The 16152-nt window shown below is 52.1% G+C and carries 14 protein-coding genes and 2 pseudogenes; 1 reads left to right on the top strand and 15 read right to left on the bottom strand.

All coding sequences use genetic code 11. The annotated features are described in order from the left end of the window. Positions 1-45: 45 nt before the first annotated feature. The 15 genes and pseudogenes from EXW96_RS00625 to EXW96_RS00555 all read right to left on the bottom strand — a co-directional run bounded on the left by EXW96_RS00625 (position 46) and on the right by EXW96_RS00555 (position 15671). Positions 46-1098 (bottom strand): TRAP transporter substrate-binding protein, encoded by a 1053-nt coding sequence (locus tag EXW96_RS00625; protein WP_174349587.1) that lies wholly within the window; start codon positions 1096-1098, stop codon positions 46-48. Between the two features lie 547 nt (positions 1099-1645). Then, positions 1646-2455 (bottom strand): hydroxyethylthiazole kinase, encoded by an 810-nt coding sequence (gene thiM / locus EXW96_RS00620; RefSeq protein ID WP_171006011.1) that lies wholly within the window; start codon positions 2453-2455, stop codon positions 1646-1648. A gap of 30 nt (positions 2456-2485) precedes the next feature. After that, the gene (locus EXW96_RS00615; RefSeq protein WP_074729854.1) at positions 2486-3253 is read right to left on the bottom strand and encodes a 3-oxoacyl-ACP reductase; all 768 of its coding nucleotides are present in this window, start codon (positions 3251-3253) and stop codon (positions 2486-2488) included. A gap of 10 nt (positions 3254-3263) precedes the next feature. Next, complete coding sequence (locus tag EXW96_RS00610; RefSeq protein WP_074729855.1) at positions 3264-4733, bottom strand: acyl-CoA reductase; 1470 nt, start codon at positions 4731-4733, stop codon at positions 3264-3266. Then, positions 4730-5869: a LuxE/PaaK family acyltransferase gene (locus EXW96_RS00605; RefSeq protein WP_062410243.1), complete on the bottom strand. Its 1140-nt coding sequence runs from the start codon at positions 5867-5869 to the stop codon at positions 4730-4732. The genes EXW96_RS00610 and EXW96_RS00605 overlap by 4 nt, the downstream gene beginning before the upstream one ends. Positions 5870-5939: 70 nt before the next feature. Further along, the gene (locus EXW96_RS00600; RefSeq protein WP_062410242.1) at positions 5940-6971 is read right to left on the bottom strand and encodes an ABC transporter substrate-binding protein; all 1032 of its coding nucleotides are present in this window, start codon (positions 6969-6971) and stop codon (positions 5940-5942) included. Continuing rightward, entirely contained in the window at positions 6968-7729 is a 762-nt protein-coding gene (locus EXW96_RS00595; protein ID WP_054816989.1) for an ABC transporter permease, read from the bottom strand. Before EXW96_RS00595 ends, EXW96_RS00600 begins: the two co-directional genes overlap by 4 nt. After that, positions 7726-8475 (bottom strand): ABC transporter ATP-binding protein, encoded by a 750-nt coding sequence (locus EXW96_RS00590; RefSeq protein WP_235594189.1) that lies wholly within the window; start codon positions 8473-8475, stop codon positions 7726-7728. The genes EXW96_RS00595 and EXW96_RS00590 overlap by 4 nt, the downstream gene beginning before the upstream one ends. Before the next feature lie 245 nt (positions 8476-8720). Next, positions 8721-9722 (bottom strand): 4-hydroxythreonine-4-phosphate dehydrogenase PdxA, encoded by a 1002-nt coding sequence (pdxA, locus tag EXW96_RS00585; protein ID WP_054816988.1) that lies wholly within the window; start codon positions 9720-9722, stop codon positions 8721-8723. A gap of 5 nt (positions 9723-9727) precedes the next feature. Continuing rightward, the gene (locus EXW96_RS27070) at positions 9728-10396 is read right to left on the bottom strand and encodes a nucleotide-binding domain containing protein (RefSeq protein WP_254611155.1); all 669 of its coding nucleotides are present in this window, start codon (positions 10394-10396) and stop codon (positions 9728-9730) included. Next, positions 10397-10998: pseudogene (locus EXW96_RS27065) on the bottom strand (four-carbon acid sugar kinase family protein); the annotation flags it as partial. A gap of 185 nt (positions 10999-11183) precedes the next feature. Then, positions 11184-12977, bottom strand: coding sequence for a sigma-54-dependent Fis family transcriptional regulator (locus EXW96_RS00570; protein ID WP_174349584.1), 1794 nt, complete (start codon positions 12975-12977; stop codon positions 11184-11186). A gap of 113 nt (positions 12978-13090) precedes the next feature. After that, positions 13091-13987: a DMT family transporter gene (locus EXW96_RS00565; RefSeq protein ID WP_174349583.1), complete on the bottom strand. Its 897-nt coding sequence runs from the start codon at positions 13985-13987 to the stop codon at positions 13091-13093. A 33-nt stretch (positions 13988-14020) separates the two neighbouring features. After that, positions 14021-15222: pseudogene (locus tag EXW96_RS00560) on the bottom strand (MFS transporter). Next, complete coding sequence (locus tag EXW96_RS00555) at positions 15219-15671, bottom strand: MarR family winged helix-turn-helix transcriptional regulator (RefSeq protein ID WP_217437203.1); 453 nt, start codon at positions 15669-15671, stop codon at positions 15219-15221. Before EXW96_RS00555 ends, EXW96_RS00560 begins: the two are co-directional and overlap by 4 nt. 135 nt (positions 15672-15806) lie before the next feature. On the opposite strand from EXW96_RS00555, the gene EXW96_RS00550 reads away from it, so the two are divergent. Beyond that, positions 15807-16109 carry an ArsR/SmtB family transcription factor gene (locus EXW96_RS00550; protein WP_074729511.1) on the top strand — a complete coding sequence of 101 codons (303 nt, stop codon included), beginning with the start codon at positions 15807-15809 and terminating at the stop codon, positions 16107-16109. The last annotated feature ends 43 nt before the right edge of the window (positions 16110-16152 follow it).

Raw genomic sequence — 16152 nt, 5'->3', positions numbered from 1 at the left:
CCAGATGGTCGGTCCGGGCCTGTTTGCGCTTACTTCTTATCAGCGTTACTGCGCTGCCGCCTTAATCTTTTCTACCATGTCCTTACCCCACGGGTATTTCTTGTAGAATTCCTCGTACAATGGAGCTGCGGCTTCCTGCATCGCCTTCTTGAAGCTGTCATCCGGCGTAATGAACTGCAAGCCCTTTTCCTGCAGGAATTTCTTATCCTCCTCAAAGCTGTCTTCAAGCAGCTTCCACTCATGGTCCGCCGCTACTTTGGATGCATCCTGGATGACCTTCTGCTGTTCAGGCGTCAGTGCATCCCAGAATTTCTTGTTGATGATATACATATTAGGACTGAATATGTGGTTGGATTCCAAAACATACTTTTGAACTTCGTACCAGCCGGATGCGCGTAAGGTAGCGATCGGATTATCCTGACCGTCCACAACCTTTTGCTCAAGTGCGGTAAACACCTCCGATATCGGCAGCGGCGATACGTTGGCTTTCAAAGCTTGGCCCAGTGCGATATAGTTCGGAATGTTCGGCATACGGAGGCGGAAGCCTTTGAAATCCTCAATGCTGTTAAGCGGCTTGGTGCTGGAGAACATCCGGAACCCGTTAGCGCTCCAGGCGAGCACTTTCACGCCGTGCTTGCTTTCCATATCTTCCGCCATCTCTTGTCCGATCGGACCGTCAAACACTTTCTTGGCATGGGCGAAATTTTCAAACAAAAACGGCCATTCGCCAACCTGCATTTTCTCGATATCGGACTGCATAATCAGCCCCGGAATTCCCATCTCGATCGTTCCGCTGCGAACTCCGTTGTAAAATTCCTTCTCGGCGCCAAGCTTGTTGTTGTCATAAATTTCAACCTTGAGTGTGCCATTCGAATTGGTCTCGACCAGCGGCTTAAATTTCTCGCGAAGTGCAACGTTCTGCGGATGCTCGGGGGCAAAGTAATTCGCAACTTTGATCGTTTTCGCTGCCTGACCCGAGCCCCCCGATGCTCCCGTGCCGGAACCGGTACCCTGATTGGAACTGCCGCAGCCGGCAAGCACAACGGAAGCGGCCAGAAGCAGAACAGCTGTCATTTTAAACCCTCTTTTTACGCTCATAAATGACACTCCCCTTTTACAAAGTTGGATCATTTATTATTTCTGGAAATCGGGTTAGTTTGATTTCCAGCAAATAACCGGGATGAAAGCGGTTAAATTTGTTATGTTAGTTTTATATTATAAAACTATGTTTTATTTCCTGTTCATATAGAGACATGCGTGAGTCCCAAGATATCAAGTCAAAATACAAAGGCTTCACGGGATAGTGCTGCTCATCGTCAAGGGATTTTGTCGCAATTTGTTTTATATTATAAAACATAGTTTTATATAAATGAGTTGAAAACGCTTTAAATGAACTATATAACACACTTGCATCTTTTGTCAATGACTAAAAATATTTTTTATGCAGCGGCCCCGCTAGTGCCGGATCACGGATGAATGACTTCAAACCGCGGTAAACCATCCGACAACCGGCAGGGCCTGTGCCATACGATATATCCAATTATTCGCCTGTCATTTTCCCTTCAAATGCATCAAGACAGGCTTTGCAAATACCGCAAAGCGGACAGGATTTGGCATTCTCGGTTTCCTTGGTCACGTACGGCACCTACTCTACGTGAATCGCCGCATGTTCACGCAGCGCGGCCCCATCCGTCAGGTGCAGCTGATTTAGAAATTCGGTCTGAAAAGTGCCCGGGCGATCGGCTCCGGACACCTCGACAGCCTTCTCTGCGGCCACTCCGTAATAAGCCAGGGCCGCTGCCGCGGCCAATGTCAGATCCTTTTCGACGGCCGCGAATGCGCCGATCACCGAGGTTAGCAAACAGCCCGTCCCGGTGACCCTGGTAAGCAAAGGGGTACCGTTGCTGACTTTATAGACGATCTTTCCGTCACTTACCATATCGTCCTTCCCGGTAACGACCACGACGACCCCCAGCGTCCGGGCCGCTTGACGGGCAAGCTCCGCTGCATCGCCTCCCGCCTCCAGGGCATCGACGCCCTTGATGCTCCGCGCTTCCCCAATGACATTGGCCACTTCGGCGGCGTTCCCCCTAAGAATCGAGACCTTGATGTCCTTCATGATTCGGCGTGCCGTTGCCGTTCGATAAGGGGTGGCTCCCGCTCCTACCGGATCGAATACCACAGGTACCCGGTGCTCATTCGCCGATTGGCCGGCAACCTGCATCGCATGAACAACCTCTTCATTCGGCGTGCCCATATTCAATACCAGCGCCCCGGCTATTTTGGCCATATCCGCCACTTCTTCCCTGGCATAAGCCATGACGGGAGAAGCGCCTAAGGCGAGCAGCCCGTTGGCGGTGAAGTTCGTCACAACGATATTGGTAATATTGTGTACCAACGGGCTCTTTTCCCGTACCTTTTCCAACACAGCGACCGCTTGTTGAATGTCCACCATATGAACCTCCTTACTCGTTCCTCATTTTGATCAATGCATCGTCAATCCGCCGTCTACCCTTAAGCATTGTCCTGTGATAAAGGCCGCCCACTCCGAGGAAAAAAACAAAACGGCTCCTGTAATATCATTCGGAGAAGCCAACCGTCCCATCGGCGTCAGACGGATGATCGCATTCTTGACATCTTCCTTCGTCTCCCGGCTTGAGTCGGTGGGGTACGTCAGTCCGGGCGCCACACAGTTGACCGTAATTCCGAAAGCTCCAAGCTCTGCAGCCAGATTGCGGCTGTAACCAAGCAGGGCCGATTTGGCCGTTGTGTAATCATGATACGGGACAACCGGAAAATCAATCAGATTGGTGACCATATTCACGATCCGGCCGCCGTTTCGTTCCTTCATGTGGGGAATCACCGCCTTGCAAACATGAAACGCCCCGCCGAGGCTGCCGTCCAGTTGTCTTTGATAGTCGTCCCATTCGATATTCCATGCCGTTGCGCGCTGCTTCGGGTTGAAGCTGTAATGGCTGAGCGCATTATTGACAACGATGTCGATTCCGCCGAAAGCCTCCACCGCTTCGGAGACCATCCGCTGCACCGCCGCCCCGTCCGTGACATCGGCCTGCAGCGCCACGGCCTCTCCTCCCGTCTGCCGGATGTGCTCCGCCACTTCCCAGGCCGACTTTTCATTGCTTTTATAGTTGACGATAACCAAAGCGCCCAGAGCACCGAACGCCTTGGCAATACTTGCGCCGATGCCCCGGCTTGCGCCTGTGACCAAAACCGTTTTTCCCGCAAAGTCCATTCCTATCCCCCTACTCCACATCGGGATCATACCGTTCGGCATCCTGCTCCACGCTTCTCTCCAAATCAACCCAGCGGACCAAATCGAGCAGATTTAAGCGTCCGTCATGGTGCCAGCCCGAGGGCGTCCGCGACATCTCCCCGACCGCGCAGATGCGGGTGGCGCCGTACATGCCAAGCAGCCCTGCCACCGCTTCTAACCGGTCCGGACCGACAGCGAGGCCCACCGTCTGCAAAACCTCCCGGTAAGGCCGGATCTGTTCGGCGGCCGACTCCAGGGACTCGCACGCAAACACATGAATCGTCCGGTTCAATGGAGAAGCCTCGAAGCCGGGCCGCCCGTGATAAATGACGGTCCAATCCGTTCCGGTCCGACTCGTATAGACCGCTGCGGGTTCTCCCCGCAAACTCATCATTTCAAACCGCTGTCTCACCGCGTGAATAGCCATCGATTCCTCGTCCGACAGCACGGCCCGGGGCTTCTTCTCGTGATAGCGTTCCATCTCGGAGGCGAGCAGCTGCCCGAACTGCCGCGGCGATACCGCGCCGCCTTCTTCGACGAACACACTGTGCGGAGCCAGGCAGCCCTGCTGATCATAGATCGATGCGTCCTCCGCCAACCTCCGGGCGGTTTCGCGATAGCGGTCTGGGGTCAGCGCCTCCTGCCCGATCATCGCGAAGCTGACCTTATGGCCGTAGCTGATAAAGCGCTTGGTCCCCGGCACTCGCGACCGCAGCTTTTCCACCGTTTCCTGCGAGCCGTAAGCGACGACCGCCTCTGCCGCCTCGATGACAGGCCGCTCCAGCACTTCATTGCCGCCCTTCCACGGCAGCACGGCCAGGCAGTCCGCGAGTGCGGGGTCCACTTCCGCCAACGATTCCGCAAACAGCACAGCCATCAGCGGCTCGGCCGAGGACGTCTTGCCCAGATTCGCCGATTTCAACAAGATTCCCATGACCAGGCTCCAGATCGGAAGCCCGGGCACATTGCCGGAAAAGACGTGAAATAACAGCTCAGGCCCGTACGCCCGGCTCATTCCGCCGTTTTTCATCGGCCGGAACTCATCAAGCACCTCCGAGGCATCGAATTCCACGTCCAGAAAGCGAAGCAGCTCCTTCCGGCGAAAGGTCCGGAAGAAGCGTTTAAGTTCGAGCCGAATCATTTCCCCGTCGTAGCCCGTAATCACCGGCAGCCAAGCCTCCGCCAACCGGCGGAGCTCATAGTCCGGGTCCAGCCATTGGCGAACGGCCAGGTCCAATCGCTCAACAATCTGTTCCGTTCTTAAGCGGGCCAAATATTCCCTCCGCCGTACGGATAGTTCCCGGGTAATGTCCGCCATCAACTCCGGTGTCAAATCCGGGTATTGAAGAACCAGCGTTCCCTGCGGACCATCGTAAAGCCGCTCCGTAAACGAACCCGGCCGGATGCCGCTTGGGACTTTGTACGCAGGTCTTACGGTCACCGCCTCACTTGAGTTCATGCTTTCACCTGCTTCTTATGGGAACTCATCAACTGATCGATGGCTATGGAGCACCCGCGGGCCTCCGAGCCTTTGATCCGTCCCAGCAGGACAAGCCCGCGTTCGTTCTTATACCCCATGTCCTCCGTGAGAACAGCGAATGCCGAGTTCCAATTCCCCAGATCATAGTGGGCCAGAACACCGGTTTCCCCGTCTGGAGCCGGCTCCAATGTGTCGGGGTTAAGAACAAGCGTCCGAATCCAGGGGGGATTCGCCTTCTCATGTACGGCACGGCCCGTCAGTACGCGGCTGCGTATCGTTTGATCATAGATTTGCGAGCTGAGCTCCGTCATCCCGTACATATTCACACAGGACTCGCGATTCAGCCCGAAATGATCTTCGATCTTCCGGTACAGCTCCTCCGCCGTGATCTCCCGGGACTGCCCTTTCAGACCGCCTGTATCAAACAGGCGGCTGCCCTGCGGAAGCTCGACTTGAAATGAATGGTCTGCACAGTAATCCAGCAAATGCACATAAGCAAAAGTAGCCCCGATCAGAAGCACCGGTTCGTTACGAGCCGTACACTCCTGAAGTGACGCCAGAACCCCTTCCATATCCAAACCGTTCTCCTGCGAGTAAAAATAACGGCTGCCGGATGTGCCGTAATGCTCCACAGCCTTCGTCAAATAACGGGAGAGGGACGAATTGCGGTTCAAATCGGCCGCGGGAGACAGCACCAATACCGTGATCCGGTCACGGTCCGGAAGCACATAATGCTTGAAAGGAGGGACCATCGATGCATCCCATACTTCCAAGGTCGGATGATAATGCTTGCCCCGCTTGTCCGCATTCGTCGTTCCGCTGGTCATGAATACGGCTTCCGCTTCCTCCGCCGGCTCGCAGGATAGTGTCAGCTCTTTAAACGCCTGAATCGGGATCGGCGGAATCTCCCGCCAATCCCTAACCGTTAACGGGGATTTACGCCGGGCCTGGCAATATTTCTTGTACGCTGCATTGTGTTGAAACTGATAGCGAAACAGCTTTAAAGCCGCTTCCTGAAACGAAGCCTCCGATTCAGCCTCCGTCACATCGCCTGCCGAAAAGCGTCCGATATACCCCAGAATATGTTGTACGATTTCTCTCGATTCCGCCTTCAATTTGGATTCCCCCTCCCTATAACACCACTCCCATTATTGTAAAGCCCGATACCGCTCACACCTGCGGCGATTACTTCTTCGGAACCAGGTCATTGGTCACGATGTCGCTGAGCTTCAAGTCATTTTGGATCAAACCCAGCTTCTTATATACGTCGGCGCCTTCCTGCAGAATAGACGCATCCAGCCATCCAAGTCCGTTTTTGTCCGTATCTTCGGATACCGTCGATTCATTGCGCAGCTTGATGATTTCTCCGTTGCGCTGCTTATCTTTTCCGTCGATCGCTTTCGTCAAAGCCAGTTCAGCCGCCGCGTCAGGATTCTGAATCATCCATTCGGCGCTTTTCTTATAGACCTCAAGAAAGCTCCTCAGCATTTCTTTCTTCTGCTGGAAGGTCTCTTCGGTCACAACGAACACGTCGCTCGGTACATTCAGGTAGTCCTTCACGTTGATGACATTCACATCTCCGAGTCCTTTCAGCATCGCATCGGCCAGACCGGTATCGGTGGCTGCCGTTGCGTCTACCTGCCCTTGGATCAGAGGAGCGAAATTGGATACTCCGGTTTCCACGATCGTGACATCCTTCTCCGTCAGGCCCGCCTGATGGAGAACAACCAGCAGGTTATGGCGGGTGCCGCTGGATAAACTGTATACGCCGATTTTTTTCCCTTTGAGATCCTTAGGTTCCCGGATGTTCTTATCCTTTAAAGAAACGATATTAAATACATTTTGAGGATAAATGTTATAAATGACGCGCAGCTTCTCGCCTTTATCCAAAGCAAAGTACAAGGAACCCGGGTCTGTAAACGCAATGTCGGCCTGCTTGGACAGGATGTTCTTAATCGCATCTCCGCCTCCGGCGCCCGGAACAAACGTAAAGTCAATGCCCTTTTCCTTAAACCAGCCTTGCTCCTCCGCATAATAAAGATTCGTTTGTTCGGTGATCGGCTTGCTCCAGCTGGCCATGATCACCTTTTGCGTCTGCGCCGGCGTCCCGGCGGCCGGTTGAGCCGAACCGGTTTCATTCGACGATGGGGTCCCGCATGCCGATAACAGCAGGCTCCCCGCCAACATCAGGATCGCTGCGATAGTATATTTTTTCATTTGTCTTTCTCCCTTTTATACGGTTTTAACTTGACCCTCTCCAGAACAATAATGATCTGATATAAAATCATTCCGAGCACGGTGAGCAGCAGCAGTACAGCGAACATCAGAGGCGTGTCCATCATCCCCTGGGAGGCTATGATCAAAGCCCCGAGGCCCTGGTTTCCCCCGATAAATTCGCCGACCACCGCCCCGACTACAGCCAGCACCACAGCGACGCGAAGCCCTGAGAACATACCGGGCAATCCCGCCGGCAGCTTGAGCCGGATCAACGTCTGCCACCGGGAGGCTCCCAGCACCCGGAACAAGTCCCGCTTCAACGGATCTACGTAGTGAATAGCGGTAACGGTGCTTTCCAGCAGAGGAAAAAAGGAAATTAGCGCCGTGATGACGACTTTGGGGGTGGTCCCGAATCCGAACCAGATCATAAACAGCGGCGCCAGCGCCAGCTTGGGCACCGCTTGACTGGCCACGATATAAGGGGATAAAAGCCGTCTTAGCCACGCCCATTCACCCATCGCGATCCCGCAAAGAACCCCGAACAAGCCGCCCAGCAGCAAGCCGAGCACAATTTCCAGCAGCGTTTGGCCGATATGCTTCGTAAAATATCCCGTGACCAGGCCCGTCCACAAGGTATCGGCTATGACAGACGGGGCAGGCAGTACCAACTCCGAGACCCCGCTGGAGCGGACAAATCCCTCCCACGCGGCGATCATCAGCACCAAAAGCCCGACCGGCAGGACAGCATTCCGAATCACTTCCGCTCCCCTCCTTCCATCGCCTGTCTCACCGCCAGACACACCCGGTTAAATTCGCCGTCATAGCGCATCTCATAATGGCGTAAATCGGGTAATGGCACGGAGTACTCCCCGGCAATGCCTCCTCCATGAAGAACAATGACGCGATCCGATAAATACACGGCTTCCGTAATGTCATGGGTGATAAAAAGGACCGTCATCTTCCTGCTCCTGCACAGCTGGAGAAGGTCCTCCTGCAAAGACTCCCTTGTCAAAGCGTCCAATGCGGCGAAAGGCTCGTCCATCAGCAGCAAGGACGGGTTTCGCATCAAAGCCCGGGCAATGCCCACACGGCTTTGCTGACCGCCGGACAGCTCGGCGGGATACTTATCGGCATGCTGAGCCAGGCCCATGCGTTCCAAAAAGGCGTCCGCGGCCTCCCGGTCGGCTCGGGTCGGCTTGCGGACCAAAGACACCGGCAGCAGGACATTATCCCTTACCGTCTGCCACTCCAGTAAAGTAGGCGCTTGAAAGACAACGCCAACTTGGGTTTGCGGCTCCGTGACCGGCTTGTCCGCGATCCGGACCGTCCCTTCGTCAGGCGCGAGCAGGCCCGCCGCCATCTTTAACAAGGTCGTCTTGCCGCAGCCGCTTCTGCCGACCAGGGAAACGAACTCCCCTTCCTGCACCTGCAGATGCAGGCCATGAATGACCTGCTGCTCTCCGTTATAGTTGTGACTAACGCCTTGAAACTCCAGGTAGACCACCTTGATCCCCCCTGCTTTCTACTAACAAAAACACACCTTGCCCATAGCAAAGTGTGTCTCTCACCTCTCCCTACGCTGGCATGACCCAACAGGTTCAAATGGTTAACGGCGGACTAGCCGTACTCTCAGCCCGATTCCTCGGACCCCCACGCTTTATCCAATTATATTCATGATACGCTATATGTGAACCGGCGGTCAAGAAAGAGCCTGCTTTCCTATCAAGGATCACAGGCTCTTTCCTATTCTTATTGCAGATCTTTAGGTGCCAGCTCAATGGCATCCCGTATGGCGGCCAGCATGCTCCGCTCGTCGGCAATATTTTTACCGGCGATATCAAAGGCGGTTCCATGATCTACAGAGGTGCGAATGATCCCGCCCTTTAATCCGACCGTGATATTGACTCCCTCTTCCAATCCCAATACCTTGATCGGACCATGGCCTTGGTCATGGTAGCAGGCGACCACGATATCGAAATCCCCGCGGACCGCACGGAAAAATAACGTATCCGCCGGGTACGGCCCCGTGACGTTGATGCCCTCTGCCTTGGCTTTCTCAATGCCCGGAATCAGCTTCTCTTCTTCTTCCCCGTTTCCGAACAATCCATTCTCGCCGGCATGAGGATTAATCCCGCATACCGCAATGCTCGGCCGGATCTTCCCCGCACGGGTAAGCGTCTCATGAGCCAGCTTGATGACCGTATACGTTCTTTCCGGATTAATCATCTCGATCGCTTTAATCAATCCCACATGGGTGGTGAGATGAATGACTTTCAAATTCGGAGAGGACAGCAGCATGGAGTAGTCCTCCGTGCCGGTTAATTCAGCCAGAATTTCGGTATGTCCCGGATACAGATGTCCTCCCTTATGAAGGGCTTCTTTATTCAGCGGCGCGGTACAGATGGCATGAATTTCCTTTGCTTGCGCGAGTTCCACGGCCTTTTTAATGAATTGGAAGGCTGCGTTGCCCGCCTCGCTCGATACTTGCCCGAACGGCAGGTCTTCAAGCAACAGATCCAGATCGACGCAGTCTATCGTGCCATGCTGAAACAGGGCCTCGCTAAGCTGACTGATTTTATGAATCTTCACATCGGCCTGCACGATATTTCTGGCGCGTTCCAGAATTTTATAATCGCCTATGACAACCGGCTTGCACTGCTCGTATACCTGAGCCGATTGCAGCGCTTTCACGATAATTTCCGGACCGATACCGGACGCATCACCCATCGTTATGCCAATTACTGGTTTCATACGATTTATTCCCCCTTGAGCTTTTGTATGGAGTTAAGCAGCGATAAATCCGTTCCGAACGCCCCCGCTTTGGTGATGGCATACATGGGCCTGGACCCGATCGTTCGGCCGAGCGGAATACCGGTTTCCACTTCGGCTATGAGATGAAATCCGGTCACACCAAGCTGCATACAAACTTGCTTTGCCGTATCCCCTCCGGTTAACACCAAGCCTTTTACTTCGCAGGCTTCGGTGAGACGGGAAGTGACCGTTCCCAGCGCGGCGGATATCGAATTGCTCACTGCACTTTCGTCCATTCCGTTCTTTTTTCCCAGCCGCTGGGCCTCTTCAATATCTTCAGGCCTTCCGGAGGAAAATAAAGCAATATCCACCTGATCCTCGAGCGCCCGCTTGGCTTGCTCATATACTCTTTGCATTTCCGCCTCACGGGACGCCTCATCAGCGACAAGTAAAGAGGAACGCATTTCAATACCTTTAATATGAGGCTGCTCAAGGACAATATCCAGCTGTTTCCGGGTCGTTGAACTTACACTGCCGGCCACAAGCAGCACCGGCTTTGGATCCCGCGGGATATCCAGCTCAATCCGCTTCGGCTGCAGCCCGTAGACCTCCGGCAAATAATTAGCCAGCCCTGCAGAGCCTACCCAGCAAACGGAGTGGCCGCTTCGGGACATCAGTTGAACAATAAGCCGCAAATCTTCTTCCCGTTCGGCGTCAAATACGATATACCGGATCTGATCCTCCCGACATTGCTTTAGCTTGGCCTGCACCTGTTCAAAGCCGGATCGCAGCTCCTCATAAGTGACCAGAGCCACCGGCCGCTCCGATTGACCCTGCACAATGCTCGGGATATAGGAATCACGGACAGGGGTTTTCGGGTCCCTTGCGATTTCCGTCTCGCCCAAGGGCCTTCCATAAAGGTAGTGAATACCTTTGACGGTCGTTCTGCCATTCCTCGGATACGCCGGTGCAATGACGACAAAATCCGGATGAAAAACGTCGTATAAAGCATCGATCTCCGTGCCCAGATTTCCTCTCAGGGTAGAATCCACTTTTTGTAAATTACATCAAAGCTGCCCGATTTAAGCACCTGCGACGCTTTTTTTACTTTGTCATACGCCTGGCTTTGAGGCAGCCATCGGCTATCCGTATCAATGACAACCGCGTCCTGATCGAAGGCCGTTTCATCCAGCTCGAACAATACCGACGTATTCAAACCGTATCTGGCCAACTGCACTCCGCTATCATTGGCTCCTGTCAGATCATCGGCAATCATCGCTAATTTCAACACATTCACCTCTTTTAAACACGGACTGTTTAAAATTTATACACATTCCTGTAAAATCGCTTTTATTTTCTAACTCTTACTATTCTAAATCATAATAGTTAATGCATAGTAAATCAATATAAACTTTTGATTTTATAAAAAAACGGGCAAAAGTGTTTAAAATTAAAACACTCTTACCCGTTTTTTGTCTCCTTCAGCTTTCTCCATAAGGTAGCTCTCGTGATGCCTAACCGTTTGGCCGCTCTGGATTGGTTCATCTTTTCCTCCGCAAGCACGCGTTGAATAATCTCCTGCTCGATTTCCTCCAGCGTTTGATGAATATCGATTTCCACCGTGCCGCTGCGGGACGCGCTTTTTCCGGTATCTGATGGAATCAGGGACAGCACATCATTTTCAATATAATGCCCTTTCGAAATTCTCACGAAGGAATCGACCATTTGTTCAAGCTCTTCGAGGTTTCCTTTCCAAGCATATTCAGACATCCTTTCCAGCACATCGTTGCGGATGCCGACGATTTGTTTTCCGTACTTTTCATTGCATTTTCCAATAAAATAACGGATATACTCATCCAGATCTTCCATCCTTTCGCGCAGGGACGGAATATAAACAGGGTGTTTTGAAATCAGCTCATACAGCTCTTGGCCTACGGCCCCTTTGTCCAACATGACCTCGGGTGATTCCTTAAAGGACATGATAACCTTGTTGGGCTGCCGCTCCAGCCATCGGCTAATGGCGGCTTGACTGAGCTCATCGAACTTTTCCAACCCTTTGAGATAAACCGTTCCGTTTTCAATCCCGGACAGCGCATCTGTTAATCTGGAAAGCGCACCGGGGGTGCCCTCCTTGACAGTCAATTCAATAAACCAATCGTTCTTGGGTTCCAGTGATCCGTGAATGGCCCCGGCTATATATTTTTTGCCCGTCCCCTCTTCTCCGTACAACGTAATCAGATGCTCGGCGGCGGCTTTCTTCGCTTGCTCGATGGCCTTCTTGCCTTCCCTGGCCGACCCTAGAATCTGGGTAAACGAATGGACGGGAGGCTGCGCATACTTGATTTCCAGTTCGTCCTCTGCATCCCGGAGTGATTTTATTCTTACATAATAAAGACGCCGATGCCTGTCCTCTTCAAAAATCCCCAAGGTCCACTGCAGCTGCCGTCCTCCAATGTTTACGTAGGAGATCGCTTTTTTATTTTCATTGACGGTCTGCACCATGGACATCCAATCCGGAAACAATTCTACTAAAGAGGGATTGGCCGTTTCCCCGGGTTCTCCGAACAGCTGCATGAAACGGCGAAAGCCGGGATTGGAAAAGCTGATCCTCCCCTGCTCGTCTGCCATCGCAATCCCTTCTTCCAGCTCATGGAGCAGCGCTTCGTAAGCCCGGTATTTCTTATTCGCCTGTAGCAGCACCTGATATACTTGTTTGGCATGATGAAAGGCCTCGATGACAGACTCTCTTCCCGATGTAATCAAGACGCCCTGCAATCCGTGCTTCTTCGCCAGCCGTATGGTGACGGTATCTCCTACGATCACTTGAACGCCCTTTTTTTTGGCTTGCCGGATAATCCCCTCCACCTGCAATTCTTCATGGATCACTGTATAAGGAATATCAATCCCCATCAAGTGGGAGACGGCAATCACGTCATCGCAAATATTCGGAAAAGCCACCATTTCGAGCTTCCCCTTATAGTCTTTGACCAAGGTTAGCGTACGAAGGAGATCGAAGCCCGACAAGGGAATTTCAACCACGGGCTGGGGCACATGGTCCCGAAGAAGATTCGCCGTTCCTCCCCGGCTGATAATGATGTCGAATTTCTCGTTTTCCAGATGCTTATATATGGCCAAGGCTTCTTCAAGGTCGCCTTCTTTTACCGTAATATCCAAATCCGTCTGTTCCGACGCAAGGCTTAAAGCTAATTCTTTCAATCCTCGATAGGGGGCCAGCAGTAAAATCTTGATCTTCATAGCAAACCAGATCCTCCAACCCGCTTGATTTTCATACCATAACGCCATGCCTTAAACCAGTAAAGCACTGTAAGCCCCTCCCTTTGTTCGGGTACCTAAAGTGCTTCAGCCGTTTAAAGTGTATCATTTTCCGCAGGAAAATTCACCATTGTATTTTTTTTGCGCAGCTCCGGTTTTTGGGCATGAACAAGCCATACCCCGGCAAGAATACAGACGATTCCGCCCAGGGTTGCAGGGTTGAGACTTTCGTTCAGCACAAGATAGCCTGATAAAACTCCGATAACCGGAACCATCAGCAGCAAGATCGACGCTTTGCTCGCTTCCAGTGTAGACAAAATACGAAACCAAAGTATAAACGCAAGCGCCGACGCGATCACTCCCGCAAAAACAATATAAATGACAGGCATGATCCCCCAGCGGCTTTCGCCATGCTCAAAGCACAAGGAATACAGGTAAAGCCCGACGGCCCCCACAGCCATCTGCCATGTCGTAAACTGCATATTATCGCAATGAACCAGCTTCCGCTTCATAATGACCGTGGATACCGCCCATGCCATCCCCGACGACAAGGCCAGAAGAAAAGCGCCAAATCCCCCTCCCCAATGCACATCGAGGGCCAAAAACAATCCGGCTATGCCCAGGAGCACTCCCGCCATTTTGGAGAGGGTCAACCGTTCTCCCGGGATCCAAAAATGAGCCATCACCGTTAGCCAAAGCGGCATGCTGTACGTCAGAACGGAGGTTAATCCCGCGCTCATCTCATTCAAAGAAAGTTGTATCGCTATATTGAAGTAAGTCGTATGGAGGAGACCGCAAGCGATAATCCATTTCCAATCCTTTTTATCCGGCAGCGGAACCCTTTTATAAACATAAAAGGCCAGGAGCACTGCCGCGCCCAGCCCAAACCTGTAGCCTGCAAACAACACCGGGGGAAAAACCGAATTCGCCTGCTTCATAATAACCCAGTTAAATCCCCATATTAAACATAAGATGACAATCGTAAAATTCATTCCGGCACCTCTTGATGTAAACAGATATCCAGTTCAAATCGCCTTTTTATCCACCGCACCGGAAGATTTCATAACGGCGAACTTCCGGTGGTGCAGGCCATAATAAATGGCCCCCGTACAAGCAACGATAAGGCCTGCGATGAAATACATCGTATGATAGCTTGTACTGGCTGCTATGATGCCCAGCAGATAAGCGCCCAGGCCGTAACCGGTATCAAACAGCACAAAGTAGGTCCCCGTGGCCACGCCTCGCCGATGGTCCGGCGATGATTGAACCGCTATGGTTTGGAAGCTCGGGATAAGCGCGCCGAATCCGAGCCCGATGATGCCGCCTGTAACCAAAAACACAAACGGTGTTTGAGCCAGGCTTAACCCGATCATGCCTAGCGTAAACAGCAGTAACCCCGGGTAAACCAGCACGTGCGCGCCTAATCGATCGAATATTTTTCCTGTAAACGGACGGGATAAAACAATTATCGCAGCAAAAATGATAAAGAAATAGCTTGCCAAAGGCCCCATTCCCAGATCCTTGGCATAAACGGAGATAAAAGTGGTAATCGCTCCGTAGGAAAAAGCCAACGTACTTCCGGCCAAAGAAATGGGCAGCGCCCTCGGTTCGAACCATTTCCTCCAGCCTGTGGCTCGCTCTGCCGTCTTCCGCCCCTCCTGTTCCGGGACCCGGACAACGAACCCGAAGATACACGACAATAAGGCGAGAATGACACAAAAAACAAATAAAATAAACGCATTGTAGCGCTCTATAATCGTTAGCCCCAGGAAGGGCCCGATGACCATCGCCAGGCTCATAAACAAGCTAAAATAGCCGATCCCCTCCCCTTTACGGCGGTCGGGAACCAATCCAACGGCAATCGCCCCCGTCGCCGTCGCAGCGATTCCGAATCCAATGCCGTGTATAAACCGCAAGGCAAGCAGCGCATAGTAATTATCGATGATCGTATATACAGCCGTACAACCCATAAAAAGCAGAAGCGACAGCATGACGATTTTGCGCTTATTCAACTCGTCGGTCCATTTGCCCGCCAAAGGCCGGAAAATCACCGCCGCAATGACAAAAACCGTCATCACAAGCCCGATTTGCTCCTGTCCCCCCTTTAATGAATCCGTGACAAAGATCGGAAGCGTAACCGCCAAAATGTAAAAAGTCATAAATAAAAAAAGCTGCTGAGGCATACAGCAACAAAATCACGATTCCATAAGTCTCTTTCCCTGTTCAAAGCGTTTCCTCCAACTCGTTAATGGTTCTGTTCGCATTCTTGGTAATTTGGATCAACGCCGCCCTAAGCCGTTCAACATCTTCCTCCGACAGTCCGTCCAGAACGGAGCTGACTACCCGACTTTCAATAGGCAGCAGCACTTGATTTAACGATCTCCCCTTGTCTGTAATGAACGTTAAAAAGGATCTCCGGTCGACGGCGTTCGGCCTTCTTTCGACGAGGCCCTTGCGCTCCAGCTGGTCCAGTATTCGCGTGATGTTGGTCTGGTCCTTTTCCGCTCTATGGGCCAAGTCCTTTTGAGTGATTCCATCCCGCTCCGACAACCGGTTTAATACCGTCCACTGCTCCGTGGTGATGTCGTACGGCTGATAATGAAGCGAAAGCAGCTGACTTAATCTGCGGCCGGCATGATTGATGATAAAGCCTAACGAATGATCAATATTATTCAAGGACAGACCCCCATTTATTTGCTATAGCAATTATAGTTCCGACATGTAATTCTGTCAATGACACCTGTGCACAACTGAACCCCGCCTCCTTTTATGAACATTGACATATCGAGAACTCGCGATATAATAGGTGTCATGAACCCAATAATAGTGTTTAAAGCTTTATCGAACGAAACGCGCCTGCAAATACTCCATTGGCTAAAGGAACCGGAGAAGCACTTTCCCTCGCAAGAAGGCGGTGATAGTAAAAAAATCGGGGTTTGTGTCGGTCATATTCAAGAAAAGGCCGGATTATCGCAATCGACGGTTTCCCAATATCTGCTGATGCTTCAGAGAGCCGGTCTGTTGGAAGCGACACGTCACGGCCAATGGACATATTACAGAAGAAACGAACGGGCTTTTCAAGCGTTGGCCGGTTATATTCAGGAACAATTATAGATAAAATACCTATTATACATGGCTGGGTTTCTTACAGAAATTC

Source organism: Paenibacillus sp. JMULE4 (assembly GCF_013337105.1).
In the GTDB taxonomy this organism is placed as follows: Bacteria; Bacillota; Bacilli; order Paenibacillales; family NBRC-103111; genus Paenibacillus_G; species Paenibacillus_G naphthalenovorans.
The sequence above is the reverse complement of the archived record's forward strand: the minus strand, read 5'-3'. Positions and strand labels throughout refer to the sequence as shown.